This is a genomic window from Bacillus sp. JUb11 (assembly GCF_024807925.1).
GTDB lineage: Bacteria > Bacillota > Bacilli > Bacillales > Bacillaceae > Bacillus > Bacillus altitudinis.
The window spans coordinates 34836-54313 of the sequence record NZ_JANUEZ010000002.1; the positions used below are offsets into that span (position 1 = coordinate 34836).

General features: G+C 41.7%; 29 protein-coding genes. 2 read left to right on the forward strand and 27 right to left on the reverse strand.

All coding sequences use genetic code 11. The features are described 5' to 3' along the window. Positions 1 to 23 precede the first annotated feature (23 nt). The 10 genes from M2369_RS03270 to M2369_RS03315 form a co-directional block, all read right to left on the reverse strand. Entirely contained in the window at positions 24 to 941 is a 918-nt protein-coding gene (locus M2369_RS03270) for a phage minor head protein (protein ID WP_056702448.1), read from the reverse strand. Continuing rightward, positions 938 to 2458 carry a phage portal protein gene (locus M2369_RS03275; RefSeq protein ID WP_056702451.1) on the reverse strand — a complete coding sequence of 507 codons (1521 nt, stop codon included), beginning with the start codon at positions 2456 to 2458 and terminating at the stop codon, positions 938 to 940. The genes M2369_RS03270 and M2369_RS03275 overlap by 4 nt, the downstream gene beginning before the upstream one ends. Beyond that, positions 2458 to 3756 (reverse strand): PBSX family phage terminase large subunit, encoded by a 1299-nt coding sequence (locus M2369_RS03280; protein WP_162242775.1) that lies wholly within the window; start codon positions 3754 to 3756, stop codon positions 2458 to 2460. Before M2369_RS03280 ends, M2369_RS03275 begins: the two co-directional genes overlap by 1 nt. An 11-nt stretch (positions 3757 to 3767) precedes the next feature. Further along, positions 3768 to 4652, reverse strand: coding sequence for a phage terminase small subunit (terS, locus tag M2369_RS03285; RefSeq protein ID WP_056702456.1), 885 nt, complete (start codon positions 4650 to 4652; stop codon positions 3768 to 3770). A 46-nt stretch (positions 4653 to 4698) separates the two neighbouring features. Then, positions 4699 to 4947 (reverse strand): hypothetical protein, encoded by a 249-nt coding sequence (locus M2369_RS03290; protein WP_259253390.1) that lies wholly within the window; start codon positions 4945 to 4947, stop codon positions 4699 to 4701. A 139-nt stretch (positions 4948 to 5086) separates the two neighbouring features. Then, positions 5087 to 6364 (reverse strand): site-specific DNA-methyltransferase, encoded by a 1278-nt coding sequence (locus M2369_RS03295; RefSeq protein ID WP_056702460.1) that lies wholly within the window; start codon positions 6362 to 6364, stop codon positions 5087 to 5089. 31 nt (positions 6365 to 6395) lie between these two features. After that, positions 6396 to 7418: a DNA cytosine methyltransferase gene (locus tag M2369_RS03300; RefSeq protein ID WP_056702461.1), complete on the reverse strand. Its 1023-nt coding sequence runs from the start codon at positions 7416 to 7418 to the stop codon at positions 6396 to 6398. 8 nt (positions 7419 to 7426) lie between these two features. Further along, positions 7427 to 7945 carry a ParB N-terminal domain-containing protein gene (locus M2369_RS03305; RefSeq protein ID WP_056702464.1) on the reverse strand — a complete coding sequence of 173 codons (519 nt, stop codon included), beginning with the start codon at positions 7943 to 7945 and terminating at the stop codon, positions 7427 to 7429. A gap of 55 nt (positions 7946 to 8000) precedes the next feature. After that, on the reverse strand, positions 8001 to 8345 hold the full coding sequence (locus tag M2369_RS03310; protein WP_056702466.1) for a hypothetical protein: 345 nt from the start codon (positions 8343 to 8345) through the stop codon (positions 8001 to 8003). Positions 8346 to 8435: 90 nt separating this feature from the next. Then, positions 8436 to 8615: a hypothetical protein gene (locus tag M2369_RS03315; RefSeq protein WP_056702470.1), complete on the reverse strand. Its 180-nt coding sequence runs from the start codon at positions 8613 to 8615 to the stop codon at positions 8436 to 8438. A gap of 513 nt (positions 8616 to 9128) precedes the next feature. Here M2369_RS03315 and M2369_RS03320 point away from each other — a divergent pair. Continuing rightward, complete coding sequence (locus M2369_RS03320) at positions 9129 to 10328, forward strand: collagen-like domain-containing protein (protein ID WP_259253391.1); 1200 nt, start codon at positions 9129 to 9131, stop codon at positions 10326 to 10328. Positions 10329 to 10361: 33 nt separating this feature from the next. Further along, positions 10362 to 10706, forward strand: a complete 345-nt coding sequence (locus M2369_RS03325; protein ID WP_056702476.1) for a hypothetical protein — start codon at positions 10362 to 10364, stop codon at positions 10704 to 10706. A gap of 114 nt (positions 10707 to 10820) precedes the next feature. Here M2369_RS03325 and M2369_RS03330 read toward each other — a convergent pair whose 3' ends face one another. The 17 genes from M2369_RS03330 to M2369_RS03410 all read right to left on the reverse strand — a co-directional run bounded on the left by M2369_RS03330 (position 10821) and on the right by M2369_RS03410 (position 19402). After that, entirely contained in the window at positions 10821 to 11204 is a 384-nt protein-coding gene (locus M2369_RS03330; RefSeq protein ID WP_056702479.1) for an ArpU family phage packaging/lysis transcriptional regulator, read from the reverse strand. A gap of 74 nt (positions 11205 to 11278) precedes the next feature. Next, positions 11279 to 11623: a hypothetical protein gene (locus M2369_RS03335; protein WP_056702482.1), complete on the reverse strand. Its 345-nt coding sequence runs from the start codon at positions 11621 to 11623 to the stop codon at positions 11279 to 11281. Further along, positions 11620 to 12030, reverse strand: coding sequence for a hypothetical protein (locus tag M2369_RS03340; protein ID WP_056702485.1), 411 nt, complete (start codon positions 12028 to 12030; stop codon positions 11620 to 11622). Before M2369_RS03340 ends, M2369_RS03335 begins: the two co-directional genes overlap by 4 nt. Then, positions 12027 to 12632 carry an HNH endonuclease signature motif containing protein gene (locus M2369_RS03345; RefSeq protein ID WP_226650602.1) on the reverse strand — a complete coding sequence of 202 codons (606 nt, stop codon included), beginning with the start codon at positions 12630 to 12632 and terminating at the stop codon, positions 12027 to 12029. Before M2369_RS03345 ends, M2369_RS03340 begins: the two co-directional genes overlap by 4 nt. Positions 12633 to 12634: 2 nt before the next feature. Beyond that, complete coding sequence (locus tag M2369_RS03350; protein WP_008360821.1) at positions 12635 to 12865, reverse strand: hypothetical protein; 231 nt, start codon at positions 12863 to 12865, stop codon at positions 12635 to 12637. Between the two features lie 2 nt (positions 12866 to 12867). Next, entirely contained in the window at positions 12868 to 13176 is a 309-nt protein-coding gene (locus M2369_RS03355) for a hypothetical protein (protein WP_056702490.1), read from the reverse strand. 234 nt (positions 13177 to 13410) lie between these two features. After that, positions 13411 to 13611 carry a DUF6877 family protein gene (locus M2369_RS03360; protein WP_056702496.1) on the reverse strand — a complete coding sequence of 67 codons (201 nt, stop codon included), beginning with the start codon at positions 13609 to 13611 and terminating at the stop codon, positions 13411 to 13413. A 208-nt stretch (positions 13612 to 13819) separates the two neighbouring features. Further along, positions 13820 to 14044 carry a hypothetical protein gene (locus M2369_RS03365; RefSeq protein ID WP_047946039.1) on the reverse strand — a complete coding sequence of 75 codons (225 nt, stop codon included), beginning with the start codon at positions 14042 to 14044 and terminating at the stop codon, positions 13820 to 13822. Between the two features lie 32 nt (positions 14045 to 14076). After that, entirely contained in the window at positions 14077 to 14280 is a 204-nt protein-coding gene (locus M2369_RS03370; protein ID WP_056702503.1) for an XtrA/YqaO family protein, read from the reverse strand. A 73-nt stretch (positions 14281 to 14353) separates the two neighbouring features. Continuing rightward, positions 14354 to 14635 (reverse strand): hypothetical protein, encoded by a 282-nt coding sequence (locus M2369_RS03375; protein WP_056702507.1) that lies wholly within the window; start codon positions 14633 to 14635, stop codon positions 14354 to 14356. Between the two features lie 287 nt (positions 14636 to 14922). Continuing rightward, positions 14923 to 15618 carry a hypothetical protein gene (locus M2369_RS03380; RefSeq protein WP_056702510.1) on the reverse strand — a complete coding sequence of 232 codons (696 nt, stop codon included), beginning with the start codon at positions 15616 to 15618 and terminating at the stop codon, positions 14923 to 14925. A 19-nt stretch (positions 15619 to 15637) separates the two neighbouring features. Beyond that, complete coding sequence (locus M2369_RS03385; protein ID WP_056702513.1) at positions 15638 to 16129, reverse strand: hypothetical protein; 492 nt, start codon at positions 16127 to 16129, stop codon at positions 15638 to 15640. Further along, positions 16126 to 16785: a hypothetical protein gene (locus M2369_RS03390; RefSeq protein ID WP_056702516.1), complete on the reverse strand. Its 660-nt coding sequence runs from the start codon at positions 16783 to 16785 to the stop codon at positions 16126 to 16128. Before M2369_RS03390 ends, M2369_RS03385 begins: the two co-directional genes overlap by 4 nt. After that, a complete protein-coding gene (locus M2369_RS03395) occupies positions 16782 to 16982 on the reverse strand; it encodes a hypothetical protein (RefSeq protein ID WP_056702519.1) in 201 nt (66 codons plus the stop codon). Before M2369_RS03395 ends, M2369_RS03390 begins: the two co-directional genes overlap by 4 nt. A gap of 14 nt (positions 16983 to 16996) precedes the next feature. Continuing rightward, on the reverse strand, positions 16997 to 18289 hold the full coding sequence (dnaB, locus tag M2369_RS03400; RefSeq protein ID WP_056702522.1) for a replicative DNA helicase: 1293 nt from the start codon (positions 18287 to 18289) through the stop codon (positions 16997 to 16999). Next, positions 18261 to 18548 (reverse strand): replicative helicase loader/inhibitor, encoded by a 288-nt coding sequence (locus tag M2369_RS03405; RefSeq protein WP_056702525.1) that lies wholly within the window; start codon positions 18546 to 18548, stop codon positions 18261 to 18263. The genes dnaB and M2369_RS03405 overlap by 29 nt, the downstream gene beginning before the upstream one ends. Before the next feature lie 5 nt (positions 18549 to 18553). Continuing rightward, positions 18554 to 19402 (reverse strand): hypothetical protein, encoded by an 849-nt coding sequence (locus M2369_RS03410; protein WP_056702528.1) that lies wholly within the window; start codon positions 19400 to 19402, stop codon positions 18554 to 18556. Positions 19403 to 19478 lie beyond the last annotated feature (76 nt).

Genomic DNA, 19478 nt, shown 5'->3' on the forward strand with positions numbered 1-19478 from the left:
AGTAATGAGGATATTATACTATTTCATTCCATGTTTTGTAAGACTCTTCTTCTAATCTCTTCTTTTTCCTCAGCTGACAATCCTAGTATTACAGGGTCAACCACAGGACCAACCGCACAATGGCAGTTAACCCGCTCTTTTGGCGTGAGTTGTGTATCTCTCGGAAACATGCACCGCTCTCCGCTGCCTGGTATCTCGAATTCCTCATCCAAAGGAATGATCGTGCCATCCAGCTGCACATGACTTTCTCTGGACTGATTCTTTTTCCCGCCGCTGTGTTTCCACTTCTTCCCCGTTACCGCCGGGGATTGGACATAGGATTCATGTTGTGCTACGGAAGAAGCGGTCAACACTTCAGTTACAGCTGTCACACGTGCGCGCTTGCGGCTGAATTCAGGAAGGTCCTTCAGCTCCAGTTCAATTTCTTGTATAGAGCGCCCCTCTTTGATGCCCTCTTTCAGCGTTTGCTCTATGGCTGTATGAGTATTCAGCTGCATCAGCTGCGCCAATTCCTGTGACCATGATTCAATCCACTGTTCAGTTTTCTCAGAAAGCACCTTGAATGGAATATCTGCATCGATGGAATGCATGATCTTCTCAGCCAACTGTGTGACGGTGAGTGTTAGAAAGACAGCCGTTTCTTTTCCAAACAGCTCCGTAAATTCATCAGCTGCAAACAAGTCATTTTGAAAGAACGCTAGAATTGATTCTAACGTCTCCGAATCGTCCTTGGATATAAAACCATTCAGTTCATTCAAAAACGTCCTGCGTTGCAATCTGAGAAGTTTTGCGGTGGTTTTCTCATACTCTTCCACCAAAGAGGGAACGTCCTTCAGTTCAGGGAAATCAGCTACAGCTGCTTCTAGTTCTTCAACCTCATCCGATTCCGCTTTTTGCACAAAGGTATTGATGTTTTTTATCAGTTGATCAATCTTGCTCATTTGTGGATCTCCTCTAGTTCATCCCTAACATCTTTTAAGAGATGGATCAGATCTTCCTGGGAACCCGCAGATTTTTGAAGAACCGTATCAAGCAAGCTAGTTGATACCTTTGGCTTAGCCTCAATTGGTCGGTGATATTCTTCCTCTGGCCATTCTTCAAGTGTCTTACCAAGAATACGCCCAGCCAGATCACGCAGGTCGTTTGGCGAAACCGCTCCTGCTTGAATAAACGGCGTAAGAACCTTTGCGATTTCGAGCGGATCACGAAAGTCAGGACCATTCAAAATGAGCCGCACATGCCAGAGATCAAGATCAGGAAGAAAGAGTGTATTGAGCTTGCCTGTGATGATCATTCTTTCTGGCTGAAATACCTGTTCCTCTGTCGTCTTTCGAGCGGTGTCAGCTGTCGCCTTGTTATAATCCTGTGATTCGCCTGTGTAGATCGGCGGCAGACGGAAAGAAGAACGTATCTTGTTTCTCGTCTTCTCGTCGTATTCAAGGAACAGCGCATCCTCCTGAAGAATCTCGGCCAGTGATTTTATATTCACCTTCACATTAGCCGGCTCTTCATCGTTCGATAGCTCATCCTTCTTCGGAATCCCTTCCACTTCGAGCAACAGGAATTTATGTGCATTGTCTGATCCTTCGATGCCGTTCATGTATTCCTGCAGCTGTTCATATGACGATTCAGAAAGCATCCCATTTTCCACTGTGATGGCTGCCGGCACATGCCGCCCTTGTTTAAAGTACAGATAGTTCAGCTCTTCAGCTTTTCGCGCTCCGTACATATTGACGATGTTACCAATCCAACGGGGAACACCATATGTACCGCTACCAATCTTGAAGTGAATGACTTCGCTTGCTACAAGTTCAGGGGGAGTTTTTTCGCTATATTCTCCCGTAGCAGCGTTCATTGTCCTTGGATCGCCGTACTCCTTAAAGAAAACTTTTTTAGTGTTGACCTGTTGCACATACTTCCTGAATCTTTTCTTCCGTTGCAATGACTTCACTTGTCCGCTTTCTGTGTATCGGAATTCGACATCAACAGGATCACTCAGCTTACAAACTCGTAAGTATTGTGCATCCAGATATTCAATACCTGCAGGTTTCCCTGTACCTTCTCGCAGCACTTCGACAAATCCATTACCTGTTTTCTCTCGGTCTTCTATCACATAACCAAGGACCACTTCGGCTGACTCATCATAGTTCATATATCTGGCAAACTCTTCAAGCCTTGTCCATTCCTTCTCGGCTGTCTTCTTTTTGACCGGTTTTACATCTTCCGCATTAAAATCAAAGGCGTATTCTACCCCAAAGCCAAAGCCTAGAATATTTGTTTTATATGCATCTATACATTGTTGAAGAATGGTAGAATACTCGGCCATTTGTTTGAGCTCTTTGATATTGTATGGCGGCTCGATCACATCATCAGCATCGTAATTAAATCCATCATCATAAATCTGCTTAGTGGTTTCAGACACATTGGCCTTCATCACTGTTGCTCTGACCGTTTTCATCAGCGTGACCTCCTTTCTCTGTTCGGGCGTGTCCGCTCTTTTGGTTTCTCTTTCAGGTCCGTTACCTCATAGTCATCAAGCGCATACCAGATGGCCGACAACGTATGGGGATCAATCTTAAACTCGTCTTCTATGATGTTACCGTTTTTATCAGTCTTGTAAGTAAGCGGCTGAAGCTCATAGATTGTGTTTTTGCATGCATCTGAACAGATGATCTTCTTGAACCGCTTGATCTTCTTGGTGTACTGCAAGCGTGATCCTTGAAACTTATGAGCGGCCACCATGTTGTATCCCATCTTCCTGAAGTATGCGATTGTTTTCGGTTCAGCTGCATCTGCTTTGATCAGCTCTTTTGTTTTGGCAAATTCGATGAGCTCTTGTACAGTTTCATCATCGGTTGTGCCCTTTTGATAATACTCCCAATAGATGTATAGATATTTCTTCTCGTGATCGACAGCCAGTCGAATCAAAGCGTTATATGACTCTACGAAACCAAAGTCCATGCCCGCTCTAAGTAAAGGCCGATTTATATTTGAGATGGCCAGCATCACATCTTCATGCGGCTGCACCTCGAATTGTGGCAGCACACGAATTCCATTTATGCCAAAATGACCTTTTCTCGCAATTCGATAAAGGTCGGGATCATATTCTTTCAGTTCATCCAGCTGCTTAATATAGCTGACCGGAAGGAATAAGTTGTCTTCAGCTGTAGAATGATGATAGTACGTATCGTTGATAGCGATCGTTCGCTCTTTATATAACCTTTCATCATCCAGGATAAATCGGTTGTTTTGATCATCCTTAAAGAAATGTCTGTACGTCCAATTATCCTGACCGACAGGGTTCGTTGATAAGATCATGTGCAGCTGCAACGTTGGATGACGCAAACGACCAAGCAGCTCCTTGAATCCCTCGTACTTAACCTCAGAACACTCTTCAATCCAAATGATTGAGATGTTGTTGATCGACTTCAATTTGGTTGGCTTGTCAAGACCTTTGAAAATGATCCGGCTCCCGTTATGGAATTTAAGCATGAGCGGTGAAGTCCGGCATTGAATGACATGATCAAGTCCAAGATCATTCACGATCTCTTCAAACAGCGAAAAGGTTGAATCCCTGTGTGTGTCATAGACTTCACGAATCACAAGAGCGGTTCGCTTTTCATCTAGTAACTTCAGAATGAGCTTCAGGGCAATGTGATAACTCTTAGATGATCCATAACCGCCCACCAAGAATTGAAACTTCTGATCCCAATCAAAGAGAAAATCTTCAAAGTGTGGATTGACTTCCTTCTCCATCATTTGAACCATCAGCCATCACCTTTTTTCTTTGCTCTCTTTATAGTAATTTGAACCGAATCATCGACAGGTCGAGCGGTGATCCGCTCCAGCTCTGCCTCTCTCGTTCTGTTTGCAAGATCAAGACCTCTGAGTCTCAATTCATGCTCTGACATAGTTTTCATAATTTCGTGTTTCTGCCTAATGGCTTTAAGACGTTTGTCTGTTACTCGCGTCAATGCTTCCTCTATTTCAAGGATGCGGTCAATCACAGGTAATTGAGTTTCTTCCACCTCAGTGACTACAAGACGTTCATTGATGATTGGAACGTATTTGACAACACCATTCTCACTTGTCGAAGGTGCGACATCTTTTGTTTTTCTAAGTTGCTGAAGAACACGTCGCTGATTATCGGTTAAACCATTTTCATACTTCATGATTCTATGCATCATACGCCGCTCTCGAATACTAAGCTCACGTATGGTCAATTCAATTTGATAGAGCGGATCGGTCTCAATCTGCTCAAAGAGCTCTTTTTCTGTGTCGTCCATATAATCGAACATGATAGATTCATATTCACCTGTCCGCACAGAATTTCTGTTCCCTTTTGGAGCACCACCAGTATTCCCTTTTGCATTTTGGTTACCTGGTGGCGCTTTACCACCTTTATTCCCTTTGGCGTTTTTACTCCCTTTGGGAGCCCCAGGGCGTTTAGTAACGTTACCATTGGTTTTCTCTTTGGGTTTAGTAACTTTACCATTCAATTTCTCATCCCAAGAGTCTTGGTTCTTCCATTTGCGGATGAGCGATTGTGAACACTCTAATTCTTCAGCAATGTCTTTCAGCAAACGGGTTCCGTTGCTTTCTTTCCACAATTGGAACGCCTGATCTCTTTTGGGATTTCGCGGTCTAGCCATTACATATCACCCACCTCCGAACTGCTTAATTAAGTTTGAGTTGTTTTCAAATTTCATCGTTCTTGAGTAAATACATTTCTAACTCAATGAGTTTTTTCAGATCTTCCACAGTAGTCAATTTGATGTTTCCTGCTTTGAAATCTCTGACCCATTGTGCAATACCTGCCTGCGTGATCTTTCTTAAATTCGCAGTGGCTTTCTCTATATCCTCAGCTTGTTCAGCCTGTAATAAAAGCAGCATTTCTTCTCTTTCTTCATCATAATGAGAACAAATGTTCTTATTTTCTCTTGTCATACTCCCTGTCCTCCATTACAATATGGTTTGAGAGCGTGATATTTTCCCACAAACGCGGCCGCGTCTTGATCACGCTCTTAGGCAGGGAGCTTCTTTCTGTCTTTGAAGGGAGGGTGTTGTCAGCACCCTCTTTTTTTATTTACAACGAGTCAACAAGCTCTGGAGTGATACCTGTGAATTCCGTGAATCGCTTTTTAATAACGTCACAGAAGTACGGATCAAGCTCTAATAAAAAAGCTTCTCTATCTGTTTGCTCACATGTCATAAGAGTTGACCCGCTTCCCCCAAAGAAATCCACCACTTTATCACCTTTTTTACTGCTATTACTCAATGGGATATTTATTAGCTCAAGTGGTTTTTGAGTTGGGTGTACATACTTTGATGTGTCACCACGCGAAACCTCCCACACAGTTGCAGGACCAGTTTCTTCTGTCAAATCCGTTCTCCAAACTGTAGTTTGTTTTCTATCCCCGTACCAATTAGGGGAATAACCTCTTTTAAATGCGTAGAAAACAGGTTCATGCATATATCGGTATTGTGCCCAACCAAATGTCGGTGAATTTTTCACCCAAACGCATTGTGATCTTATATCAATAGCAGCATTACGCATTTCATTTTCAAAAGCACGTTGATATGATGCAGCATGAAAAATATAGATAGCCGCCTTATCATCCATGATCCTTGAATAATTAAGAAAAATCTCTCTTAAAAATGAATCAAATTGATCATCATTCATCGAATCATTTAAGATCGATGCATGGCCATCATCTTTCAACTTCTTGCTATCACTTTTAACAGCCACATTATAAGGTGGATCAGTAATAACTAGATCGGCTTTATATCCCGACATTAGACGATCAACGTCAGCCGCTTTTGTGGCATCACCGCATACTAAGGTGTGGCGGCCAAGCCGCCACACATCTCCATACTTTGTTTCAGGCTCACTGATTTGTGATAGAGCTTCAGAAACATCAAAGTCATCATCTTCTACAACTGTATTTCCGTTGTCTACAGACAGGTTTTCTAGCAGCTCCTCATATTCTTCTTGAGAATACCCAATGATGTTTGTATCAAAATTGTTTTCCTTCAGCTCTGATAAAAGAGCCTCCAGTTTTTCCTCATCCCAATCGCCTTCAATTTTGTTTAATGCAATATTGAGCGCCTTTTCTTCTTTTTCGTTCAAAGAAACCACAGACACTTTGATTTCAGTTGGGTTCGATTCTAATAAAATTTTGAACCTTTGATGTCCACCTACTAAATTACCTGTCTTCTCGTTCCAGATAAGCGGATCAATATATCCGAAATGCTCTATCGACGCTTTCAATTCTTCGTATGCTTTGTCACCTGGTTTCAGATCAACACGTGGATGATAGGCAGCGGGATTTATTTGGCTGACGGGTATATCTTTTATGATCAATTGAAACACCTCTTGTATGATTTCATGTTGTTTACTTAAACCATTGCAAATGTATCTGTTCTGCGATCCGTTTCATCATTACTGGAGGAACGCTCATACCGCATACATACTGCGTTGATGCATCCATAAAGTCATAATCCAACGGAAAAGATTGCATCAAAATAATATCCCTTTTTGAGATGTAATATGGTTCGTCATATCTAATAAAGACAGAACCGCTCGCTAGTGTTGGCGGAACTAAACTGTTTTTAACTAATACTGTATTGAAATTCCGCTCTTTACCTTCTGTTCGTTTAGTTATGTCTCCAATGTTGCCGTCAGATGGCTGCCGCTTAATCCATCTTTTATACGTTTTACTCGATTCATTCAGCCTTGACCCATGTCCACTTCTAAACTCTCCATATGTGATTGGTGGTTCATTGAAAGCCAATTTCAGTGGTGGTAAGTTCAAGTCCTTTCGGCGGCCAATGAAAAAGACCCGCTCTCTTCTCTGCGGGACTCCCATTGTGGCAGCGTTCAGCAAGAACAGCTGAACGTCATACCCTATTTCTTTTGCACGCTCTATGACAAGTTTCACATACCCTTTAGCTTTTCCTTTGATCATGCCGCTTACGTTCTCAGCTACAAAGGTTTTAGGTTTCAAACGTTCCACAGCATCTAGGTAATGAAAGAACAAATCGTCTAGTTTTTGGACAGCTTGGCCCTCTCTGAACGCCTTTTCTCTTCCCCAATCCTCTTCTCTTTTTCCGGCTGTTGAAAACACGCTGCATGGCGGCGATCCGTCAAACACATCAAGATTCATGAGTTCTTCAGGAAGATCGGAGAGCGGGATCTGATTAAACTCTCTAATGTCCATGAGATAAGGATATTTCGGCTTGTGATTCTTTTTATAGATTTTCATCATTTGCGGATCGATCTCGCAGTTTCCCAGCAACTCAAACCCTGCTAATTTGTAGCCCATAGATGAGCCACCACCGCATGAGAATGTACTGAACACTTTCAACCCATTGGAAGGGATGTTTTTAAGATCACTCAATTTCCATCTATAGTTCATGTCGTCACCTACTCATTGTATGCAAAACCGCATTTAGGACACGTATGTTCAAATTGATCGTCTCCAAAGTCATCTAAATCAATTTCTTTACTTTCAGATACAGTTCCACCTTGCCCTGTATGCTCCAGTTGCTGCAATATGTCCTCTAGTTCTGTATCACTGAATCCTGTTGCACTTAAATCATATCCTGATTTCTCTAGTTCCTTAATTAGCTCAGTGAGTTTGTATTCATCCCAATCACCATCTATCTTATTAAGGGCAATATTCAAAGCTTTTTCGTCTTGTTCATTAAGCGATACAACTGATACAAGAATTTCACTTGGATTGTCCTCCATCAATACCTTGAAACGTTGATGACCTCCTACAAGATGGCCAGTCCGTTCATTCCATACTAAGGGATCAATGTATCCAAATTTTTTTATTGAGTTTTTCAGAGAGTCGTATTCAGGATCTCCTGGTTGCAGATCAATTCGGGGGTTATATGGTGATGGGTTAATTTTATGTACGGGAATTGTTTTGATGTTCATCGCTGTTTCCTCCTATAAAAACAAATGATGCCGCCCTGAAGGCGGCATCAACTGCTTACTTGATGTAAAATTCGCTAGTGTGGAATGTTCCAAGGGTTGCAACATGATTGCCCTTTTTGTCATAGCGTTCTACGTCCACTCTGAATCGATAAGTGCCTTTCTTGTTACCGAATGATTCTTTGATGTCAAATTGGTCATAAAGTTTTTCACCTGGGTTAAGCGGGTTCGGGGAATTTGTTTTAATTGTCTCCCACTTCCCATTAACCTTTCTTTGTGGAATAAGGTTGGGACCAGCACTAAAGTCGTTGTGGTTTTGCACCGCAATTCGTACGACCTTATCCTCTCCAATTTTGTGATTAGCTTTTGTCGGGTTCGCCGACACTCCAAATCCTGATGCCATGCTCATCATCTCCCTTTTTTATTTTTGCGCTCCTATCCCTCACCAAAGCACGTGCAGCCATACACCCAAAAGACGACTGTTCCCATTAGGTTATCGTTTCCTCCGGATACGGCCCCCTTGTCTTTGATACGTTTCGCGTCTCGTTCCCATGATTTCTTCCCAATCTCGCTTTGTTATCGGATCAGCATCGCTCTTCTTACTATTAGAACCAGGAGCAATGCTTTTAAATTGCTTTAATGTCTCTTTAGAAACAGAATCCCTGATCTTCATTTCACTCGCTCCTTGCCGAATAAGCACCACCTTACGCTATTCGCTTAAATAGATTTTGATTTTGCAATGATGACTACACTCCGAGAGGATGCCAAGTACAGTCAATCATCAATTAAAATGAAAAACTGTCCTCGATACGGCTGCCGCAGACCAGCTGCTATCCAGGCTCAGAATGTCCCTCTCGTATGGCCACATTCCTCAACACCTTTGTTCCGTATCCAGATACGCCATTGATAAGGGAAAGGCGCGTCTCCCAATAAAAAAAGCGGACACCAATCAAGGCACTTAGAGTGCTCAATGATCAGCGTCCGCAGGTTCTTCCTTCTGGACAAAATATTCACGTTCGTTTTGCTTGTCTCTATCATACGATGATCCACTTAGGAAAAAAGGTCCCCTTTTTATCCCCCTTTTTGTCGGTTTTTTCAAAAGATATTTAAGTACCAAAAAGCCCTTACATATTTCTCCTTATCTAATATTATGTCATGATTACAATTTTTTTAGGAGTGTGTTCAAATGAGCTATAGGCGATGTTGTCGTTGTGGAGAATGGTTAGATGTTTGTTGTTGTATAAAGACAGTTTGTGTTCCTGGAAGGCGTGGTCCTGCAGGAATACCTGGTAGACGAGGTGCTACTGGCCCTGCGGGTCCCCCTGGTCCTACTGGTGCTACTGGAGCTGCAGGGGCTCCTGGTGCTACTGGTGCCACTGGTCCTACTGGCCCTTCAGGGGCTACTGGCGCCACCGGTCCTACTGGTCCTTCAGGGGCTACTGGCGCTACCGGTCCTACTGGTCCTTCAGGGGCTACTGGCGCTACCGGTCCTACTGGTCCTTCAGGGGCTACTGGCGCTACTGGGGCTACTGGTCCTTCAGGGGCTACTGGCGCTACCGGTCCTACTGGTCCTTCAGGGGCTACTGGCGCTACTGGGGCTACTGGCGCCACCGGTCCTACTGGTCCTTCAGGGGCTACTGGCGCCACCGGTCCTACTGGTCCTTCAGGGGCTACTGGCGCCACTGGGCCTACTGGCGCTACAGGGGCTACGGGTGCTACCGGTCCTACTGGCGCTACAGGGGCAACAGGTGTTACTGGCCCTACTGGAGAAGCCTGCTGTCCATGTACAAATCTATTAGCTAACCCTGGATTTGATTTATCAGCTACTGGGGCACCACCCGCATCATGGACATCCGCTACAGCTACTGTAGTTGATTTCCCAGATGCTCATAGTGGTCGTTTTGTTGGAAGTCCTACAACTCCAACCATACAATCGGTTAGTATTCTAGGTTTAGACCCTAACCCTCCTGTTGGAACAGTAGCAACTCCTGGCTTTATCAACCAAATTGTTCCTGTTTCAGAAGGTTGCTGCTTTACTCTTACGTTTGCAGGTGATGTGCGAGCAGGAGGAGTATTAGTTGCATCGGTTTCCTTCCCACCTCAAACATGCCCACCATTAATCACTAATACGGGTACTGCTGAAGGAACAGTGACAACTAACCCAATATTTACAGAGGATATTCCGCATATTATAGCGGTATCTAACCAACCTCAAAGTGTCTTTCAAAATTATTCATTAACAGTTTGTGCACCACCAGGAGCGACTACGGCTTGTATCACTTTCCAAAATATAGGTAACCCTGCTCCAGGGAGTCAAGCTTTAGTCGACAATGTCGTCTTTAAAAATGCAGGTGGCCCATGCGATACGTGTGTTCAAAACTTTTAATATTAAAGAATTGGCAAAGGCATGTGAGTAAATATGGCTAGAAACTGCGGATGCGGAAGAAGAGTTTATAAAGAAGGAGATTTCATTGTTAAAACGAGCTGCCCTGAAATCACTTTAGAAATTATCCAAAAGGAAGATTTGTGTTTTCAAGTTAAAGGAAAAGTATCATGCAATACACTTCCTTTACAACATGTGAATGTAAATTTATCAAGTTCATCTGAAAGTATTTTAAAACCTCAAATATCTACTACTGATAAAGATGGAGGATTTTCATCAGAATTAAATTTATTAGAGAATTCAGCCAAGGAAGTTGAAGTTACAGCAACTGTGATATCTAATAAATCACCTGTAAAAAAGTCAATAACAATCAACTTTTAGTTTTAAAACTTTTTCTAAAGATTAATAAAAGATACACTAAGATTTCTTACAAAGAGAGGGGTTAATTTCACACTACCCCTACTCTTTTTCTTAAAGACTTTACTCTTGCAGTAATTAAATGATTCCAAGCGCTGTCGAAAGGTTAAACGTCGCTTGCTTTTTCAATTTGTAATACCGGTCCTTCTTCAGCCCCAACTCTTCACATACCTCTAAATCTTTTACGAATCGTGATGAGAGATACTTCATGCGGATGATGTCTTGCTCAATTTCATCTAGGCTGTTTTCTAGCGCTCTTTCTATCTGTCGAACCTTCAGTTCATTTAAAACTTCCTGGTTCCTGAGAGAAGGAAAAAGGCCTGTTGCGCCGTTTGCCTGCTGTTCCTTTCTGTTTTCCTCCTTCACCTTAAGGGCCCTATAGACCTTCAGCTCCTTGATTAGAGCATTTCTTACTTGTTTCTCATCGATACCTGGCAGTAGACACAATTGTTCAGCTCCCATGTTTCTCACCCTCCTTCTATAAACAATGAAAGACATAGACCAAGGCAATTTTGCACCGATCTATGTCGTATGATTTATTCTTCTAATTGCTGAAAAGCTGATTCAATCTTTTCAAGAATCCCTTTTTCGATTTCAGTTAGCTTATGGCCGTGCATTTTTGTGTGTAGAATGTTGTCCTTGATAGCAACAAGTTCTGATCTATCAAATTTGAAAAATCCTTTAAAGCAGTCAGGAAGAATATCTATTTCCACTTCGTCTCCAAAAACGTCTTCATGCAAGAAGAGAAACCATGTATCTTCGTGATGATGCTCCCCTCGTTCCAAAATGTCTTCTTTTGTTTCCGCGACTGTTTGGAGCAGAAAGCCGCTCTCGTTGATTAGTTTAGTTTCATCTGATAGGTTTGATAATTTAATTGTCATTTCCGCACCTCGAATGACGGCGTATAGATATGGCCTTTGACGCCTGTCCAATTTTTATATTTATAGATGGTCATCTTGATACGATGCGTACCGGATGTGTGATTGACTATATAAAATTCTTTTGCAGGTGTGGCGTTCTTAAATGATCCAACCAAGCTGAACCGCTGATCTTTCCATTTGCCACCTACTCGTTTTTGCAAAGTGAAACGATAATATACCGTTTCAGAACCCGTTTTACTTGCTGTGACATCAATACTCTTGGCTCGCGGCGTATATGAATTGGCATCCGTTGATACGCTGACTGTATGTCCTCCAATTGTTTTATATCCGCTCGTTACTGCCGCAGCAGACGGCGCACAAAGCACCGAAGCAACAATAATAGATAGTGTGATTAGTAGTTTCTTCATTGTTTACTCTCCCTTTTCAATTCGCCAATTTTAGAATATATAGCTGCCATCACTATGCCTGTTTTAGTGATTTCAGGATCATTAGCAATTAACTTGTTTTGATTTAACCTTACTAATTGCTGTCTGGTGATGAGTTGCAAATTGTCTAGTTTTACATTGAGCTTATTCCCGTCTAAAAAAATTAAACAATGGCCACTTGGGATCGGTCCGTTTTCTTCTTCCCAAAGCACCTTATGCTTATGTTTCCATCGTTCTTGCGAAGGCCCATCATCAGACACCTTGATCAATATATAACCGTCTCGATCAACTCTTTCATAACCTACAGGCTTGTAATTTGAAGGCCTGTGTCCTGGTTTGAAAGATGTTTTATTTCCGCCAACATTATAAATGCCTTTTGTACCTTTATTGAGCGGTGCATGCCCTTTGGGGAAATAACCGCTTAAACCGCTAGAGATTTTACGATTATGCTTCCAGGTCTTCACTTGTTGTCTAGTAACATTTAAACCAAATTTCTGGTTGATCAAATCTGCTAGTTCTTGATTGAGTAAACCTGCAGCATGTGAACGGATGAAAGATTCTTGTTCTTCAGTGAATAACCTCACCTTTATCCCTCCAGCATTTTCGGTTTCTCAAGATCTTTTGATTTGTACTCTGTATGAAATTTTTGCGCTTGTAATACTAGTGCTCCATTAGAAATTATGCGATTGGCCACATCAGTAACAGCTTTGGAACGTTCAATTTCTTCTTGAAGTTCCTCACCTTTTAAGTCTTCGTCACTCAACCGCTCCAGCTGCGCAAATAAATGGTTGTTCAAGTCTCCTAATGTATTTCTCATCTTCATTCATCCTCCTCATGTCTTGCCTTGATCCTTTCAAATTCTTCGGTTGTATAATCTACATGAACAGGATCGTAACAGTTAGTGAGATCATTAATATCAAGAGGAGCATTGTGTTGAGACACTAGGTTGTAAAAATCGGTTAAATCTTGATCACTTGGCTTCTCACGATCTTTTCTAATGAGACACAACGCATCTATAATTTCTTTTACATCTCCATTAGGATCAGTTAAATCCATAAAATCAGGTCCATAGCTTAGATAGCGTTCAGTTCGTTTGTTTTTAAATACAATCGCTGGCACAGTTTTCATATCAGAAGCCCTCCTGCAAATCTTGTATATCGCCTTGATAAAACGTCTGTTGCTTAATTACTACAAATGTAATAGGGGTACTTCCTAACTGTGTGTAGGACCCGAATTGTTTAAGTAGAGCTTGTTTCGTTTCTTCCGCCGTTGGGTAGTGATCCCACTTCCCACAAGTGAATCTATCTAACACTTTAAGAACAAAAATATTCTTTAATTCCACAATAATCTCCCTCTCTTTTTTCACTCTGCTCGCTTGGCCTGTTCATTAAATCGGCGCAGCAGCTCATCTTTAATTGTTTCAGCTTTTGTTCTTTGTCCTTTGATGTAAGGGCTATTGATGCGATCACCAGACAGCACCGCATCCCCTATTCGTCGTTTGATGTCTTTCAGAGCCATCCAAAGCCCTTCATATGACATGTTTTCAGGTGGTTTAAACTCCATATGATCCTCCCTCAGAACAGTGTCAGCTGTTCCTGGTGTTGTTCTTTTTGCTTTATTAAAAAATGCCTGGCTTCAAATGCTCCATAGTGTGAGCCAGGACTATCAAATTTTGATACATAATAATGAGCGGAACCGAGAGGAAAGAGAAAGTACTCTACGCCCTTATCTAGCGGTGTAAACTCATTAGTGAGACATATTCCCTTCAAGGTCATGCCACGATTTCCCATGGCAACCGTTCAACCCTTTTCATACTTCCAGCACAGCCGACTTTACCAAGATTCCGACGTGCTGCTGGATAGGATTGATATGTGTCATACTCGCTCCATTTTGCATCTGTTAAGAGATCAGAACGCCAATAGGCAACGTATCCGCTCGCTGTATTGACAATACAAAATTCAGCAAATGGTGATTTTGAATACCAGATTTCTTTCATTTTGACTGCCTCCCTGCAGGAGGAAGCTCCTGCTATTTTATTTTGTGTGAACTGCTGTAATTCAAATTGGTGAATTGGCCGTCACGTGTAGTGATTTCCGTTTTCCCGTAAATGGGTGCTTCGGCCAAAAATGCTTGATTGGAATGGCCATCTAGGATAATGACTTTCACTTCTCCTTTGGTCATAAAGTTATCAATGGAGATGGTTGAGTCTGTAAGTTTGTAAGGATTCTTCATGCGCACAAGGCCTCCCATGTTATAATGAATTGTCGAGATTCATTAGAGCCGGAGCCTTGTGCTTTGGTTCTTTTTATTTGTCCAGAAAAGCTTGCAGATCACGTACGCACATTCTAAAGAGATGTTCATCATTTAAGTCTAAGGACAAATCGATCAGAGCCTTTAATTCATCTTTAGTGATCGTTACATCCAAGTTTTTAGCCCAATGTTTAGGAACAGCCGTAGACTTTCCTTTAGGCGGCTTCACTAAAAGTTCATATTCAGAGATTTTCACGACGTAACCAGATATATGAAACATTCTGCGATTAACTTCACCCAAAGCTTCCACCCAATCGCCTTCTACAATCTTTCTCATTTCCTGAAGCTCCTTCCACACTTCGAGCAGTAAGGACCATTGAAAACCCGCGTGCTAAATTCCAACCAATAACCACGCTGCACCGAAACTATATTTCTACATTTGAAGCAAAAGAAGTGCTTGTGTTTGAAGAAGAATTTGATTTTATTAATCATCTGACTATCCTCCATCCTTTCCTAATCCGACTGTGCAGTTCATATTTTTTAAGTGGTTCATAGAGGTGGACGCGCTGTCCATCCTCTTCGCGATAAAGCAAGAACCACCGTTTTGAGCGTTTGCGTGCCACCTTATGCAGCCCCGTCTTCCTCATCTTTTTGATCATCTTTAGGAAGATCGTATTCATCTGGAACGCTATCCTCTGAACCCTTTTCGTCTTCAGCTGCTTCTTCATTCTTGGTTTGCATCGGTTCAGCTTCGTTGGCTTGATCCTGCTTCCAGTCCCACCATGTTTCAGCGAGCGGAGCAACTGCTGCTCGGTAGTCATTGATCAGATCAACGATTGCACCGGAGGACATCTCAAGCTCTGTGGCCAACTTGCGGTATGATTCACCCTCAATTCGCCGTTTCGCAATGTCAGCCATATTCTCTGGGAAACCTTCCTGTTCTGGAGCCATGCCTTCAATGATGAATTGATCCACCACTTCACGCTTAATCTCCATCGGTTTTTCTTCAATTTTTGGTTTTTCTTCAGGCAAACCAAGTTCAGCCTCTAACTGTTCCGGCTCAGGATCAGCTATGTGAACCACGCCGCTCTGATCCACTTGATAATTTACAATTGGTCGTTCAGTGTTTGCGTTAATCTGCACGTTATAGCGGACAATATCGCTCTCAATTTCAACACGCACATCGTTATCAATCATTTCAGCAAGGTTTTGAATGCCGTTTCCCAGCTCCTTCGTTGAAATTTCAAGAACCAATTCAGTGACGCCTTTAGGCTTGTGATTCACTTTTTTAACGAAACCATCAAAATTTATAAAAGACATATTTTGTTCCTCCTAGTAATTAAGAAATTTTTTTCAAAGCTTCTTGTTGATATTTTGTTAAATCTACTTTTGTTTTTAATGAACGTGCTATTTGAGCCAAGACGAATGCGTCTATCACGTTGTCACTTTTATGTTCAAATCCCCAACGTTTATAAACAGGTACAGGTATTTGATCTTTTTTAACGTTTCCTTTTCCTGTTGCGAACTTTTTCAAAGTGGTTGGAGGAACGTCAACATAATCTATTTTTTTGTTTATAAGCCTCGCCCTTATTAACCAACCAATGCCGTATTGAGTGTCTACTGACGATCCTTTAGAACCGTAAGAAAACCCTTCAATACATACAAAGTCAGTTGGTTCTATTAAATTTATTATTTGGCTGGCCAAGTCCATAAAGCGTTGCGGATCTTCTTCTACAACTGAGGTGATTTCTTTGGTAAGAATTACATTTCCCATTGCATCTTGAATCACGAGCCCTGTTTTCGTTGAAGGATCAATGCCGACAAATCTCATTGTTCTTTTCCTCCTAAAACATAACGACTTTTCGCATGGTACAAGTACCCCTCTTCATCTTCATGATCCCAACCGTTTTTCATATCAGCAGGCATGATTTTCACCTTTGTTTCACAGTTGTCACATGCGGTGTATCTAAAGCCCTTATAAACCTGCTTGTCCTCTTTCAATCCACACTCAGGGCATTGAAATTTAGTCTTCCATTTCATGCGGTCAGGTTCCGGATTTTCCTTTTGAACCAGGGCTATGCTTTTGACTTGATCCATCACGCTCACGTGTTCTCCGATGCTCGCATTCAAAGTCCGTTCATTATTCAAAAGAGCAGTTGATCTTGGTCTCGTTCTCTTTGGTTCTGTTGATTTCGTGGGAGCAGGAATAGTTTTCTTCTCATCGTTTGACTTAGACATGGATTGATCTTGATGAAATGGCTTGCTATGATTGGTCGCTTTGTCAGTATGAGTTGGTTCTATCGCTCTGTTAACTGATGATGGTGCAACTGCTGAAGCCCTTTGTCTTCCGTTTGGATTTAAAGAACCTCTATGCATATACATGTCTAGTTTAGTGATCAACTGACCGACTTCTTCAGCAGTGTAATTATCCGCTTCAAAGTTCACTTCTTTACCATTTGAAAAGTCTTGGATTTGTAGTTTAATCATTCTGCTTCCTCCTCAATCGCCATCCTGGCATTGTAAGTTTCAATATCGTTCCCTCGCTCACATTTGGCTGTAATGACTAGCATTTCGAGCTCATAGAGCGGTTTTGTTGCGAGACTTTCAATCTCATTTTGTTTATATCCAAGACGCTTCAGTTCTTTGTGCAAGAACTGTTTGCGTTGCTCGCTATTGATTGTCATGTTCATTCCTCATTTCACATTGCGGCTTCCATTTGCCGCGATAAATTTACAAACTTCCCGTACTCTTTCGCAAATGCTAAATTTACTGTTCCAGTCGCACCATTACGATGTTTAGCAAAAATGATTTCAATAATATTTTTAGATTCGCTTTGCTTGTCATAATAGTCGTCACGATAGAGGAACGTAACAATATCAGCATCCTGCTCGATGCTTCCAGAATCACGTAGATCGGACAACATCGGACGCTTATCTTGTCGCTGCTCTACTCCACGTGAAAGCTGAGATAACAGAACAATTGGAACCTCAAAATGCCTGGCCATAAGCTTTAATTCTCGTGTTATTTCCGCAACTTCATGGTTTTTACTTTCTGGTTTCCCAATAGGAGTGATCAACTGTAAATAGTCAATGATCACTAAATGATCTTGATCAGGGTGTTCGTTCTTGGTTTTTCTAATTCTAGAACGAATATCAGCAACGGTTTGAGATGGCTTATCATGAATATGAATATCCAGGTTTTCATATACGCCCATTGCTTTAAAGGAGTTCTCATGATCATCCTCACTAAAGAATTTTTTTGGATTTCTCCACTTAGTGTTCTCGATTCTTCCGATGTTGCTTAACATCCGATGTGTCAATTGTGTATCAGACATCTCAAGGGAAAAAATATCAGTTACACCTTTTTTATAAGCATTGTTAATAGCTAGATTTAGTGCAAAAGCGGTTTTCCCCACTGATGGTCGCGCAGCCACAATGATCAAATCACTTTTTTGCAGACCGCCTGTCATAGCATTAAGGTCTGCTAGACCAGTGTCTACTCCAGTGACATCACCTTTTTCTTCTTCCAAACTCATGAAGATTTCTGTCAAAACATCTGTTTTCGTTCGGGTTGTAGTTACACCCACTTCCTGCACTTCAATGGTCTTTTTATAAAGATCTGTGATGCCTTCATCGCATGGGGAGTTAGCAAAAGCTAAAGCCGCACTTTGTAAATCTCTAAGTCTAAAAGCATCGTAGATTAGAGTTTCATAAGTTCCAAAAGAATGTATTGAGGGAACAGAACTTGCTAAGTTAGTTAAGTATTCGAATCCCCCAACAGCCGCTAAGGCTTCACCCAAGGAAGCTGATATATTTGCTAGTTCAACCTGTCTGCCTAGCTTGTCCACTTCCCTCATCGCTTTAAAAATCTGTTTATGTCGTTCCTCAGCAAAATGTTTGGGCTCAAGTGTAGTTTCTTTGATAAGGTCGCCCTCAATGATGATACAACCCAATAAAAACTGTTCAGCCTCTACGTTTCGCAAATTTTGCATTTCTTACCCACTCTTCCTGCTTCTCTAGAAATTCATTTTTCTCTGGTTGGTTGACCTGTATCTCAGCAATGACAGGTGGGAATCGTTTTTCAGCGATATGTTGATTGATCTTTTTTAAAACAGGTTCATATGGCAGTGCAGTTAAATGCTCTAGCCAAAGCCTGATTCTTTCTTTTCCGATCGCATCTGTAGAAAGTTCAAATCTAGGGTAGGCAGCAGCTATCCTTGTTAAGATAGCCATCGCTTGGTCCTTTGTCATGCTAATCATCCTCCTCCAAATTTAATGCCATTTTCTTTTGCATAAGCCTCTAATACTGATAGGTTGTCTTGTTGTCTCTTTGGTTTAAATTCAGATATGTTGCTAGGTGGATTTTGTTTAGCATGCCATCTATCAAGGATGCCCTTCTCCAGGTAAGAAAACGATTTGATGCCGTCCGCTCTATGTCTTGGTCGGTATTGATCGAATATCTCGTCGATCCACACCAATATGTCTTCAAGGGGTATCTGCTCCTGAATGATCCTCTCAATGGCCTGTGCATCATTAGGAGTGATCATCAATCCTCCACCTCTTCGTGATAGATACTTGTCTTCGATTTGTTGGAAAGGAGAATCATTTCCTACTGGCGATCTCTCTTCTTCCTCTTCTTTATATTCTTTAATTCTTGAATTCTTTAATTCTTGTTTTGGTTCTGCAATCGTTCCGCAATCGTTCTGCAATCGTTCCGTTGAAGGTTCATTAGCCGTTCTGTAATTAGAATTGTTTTGACCGTCTAAGCCTTGGTATGACTCGTATTTCACTATGGTGAATAGTGTTCCAATATCCGTTTCGCAAACGGTGACCATACCGTTCTCAACAAGTTTCTTTATGGAACGTAAAATTGTACTTTTAGATACTTTTTTCAGGGCTCTTCGTTCCTTATAACCAAGGTCCTCACACAACTTAGAATAGGAGCGGATATACTGACCCTTCTTCAATTCAATGCCGTTAATTTTGATCCCGTCTTGATGGCTTGCTTTCAATAACAACAATGTAAAAAGCCTAAAAGTAGTAACATCATTCCAGATTTCATGATCAAATATCTTTCGATGTAGTTTAATCCATCCAGTAGACAAACAAATTCCTCCTTCCCAACTATTTGCGTTTGAGTCTACAAATAGCGTATTTGCCTTTGATGTCGATCAATTCGAG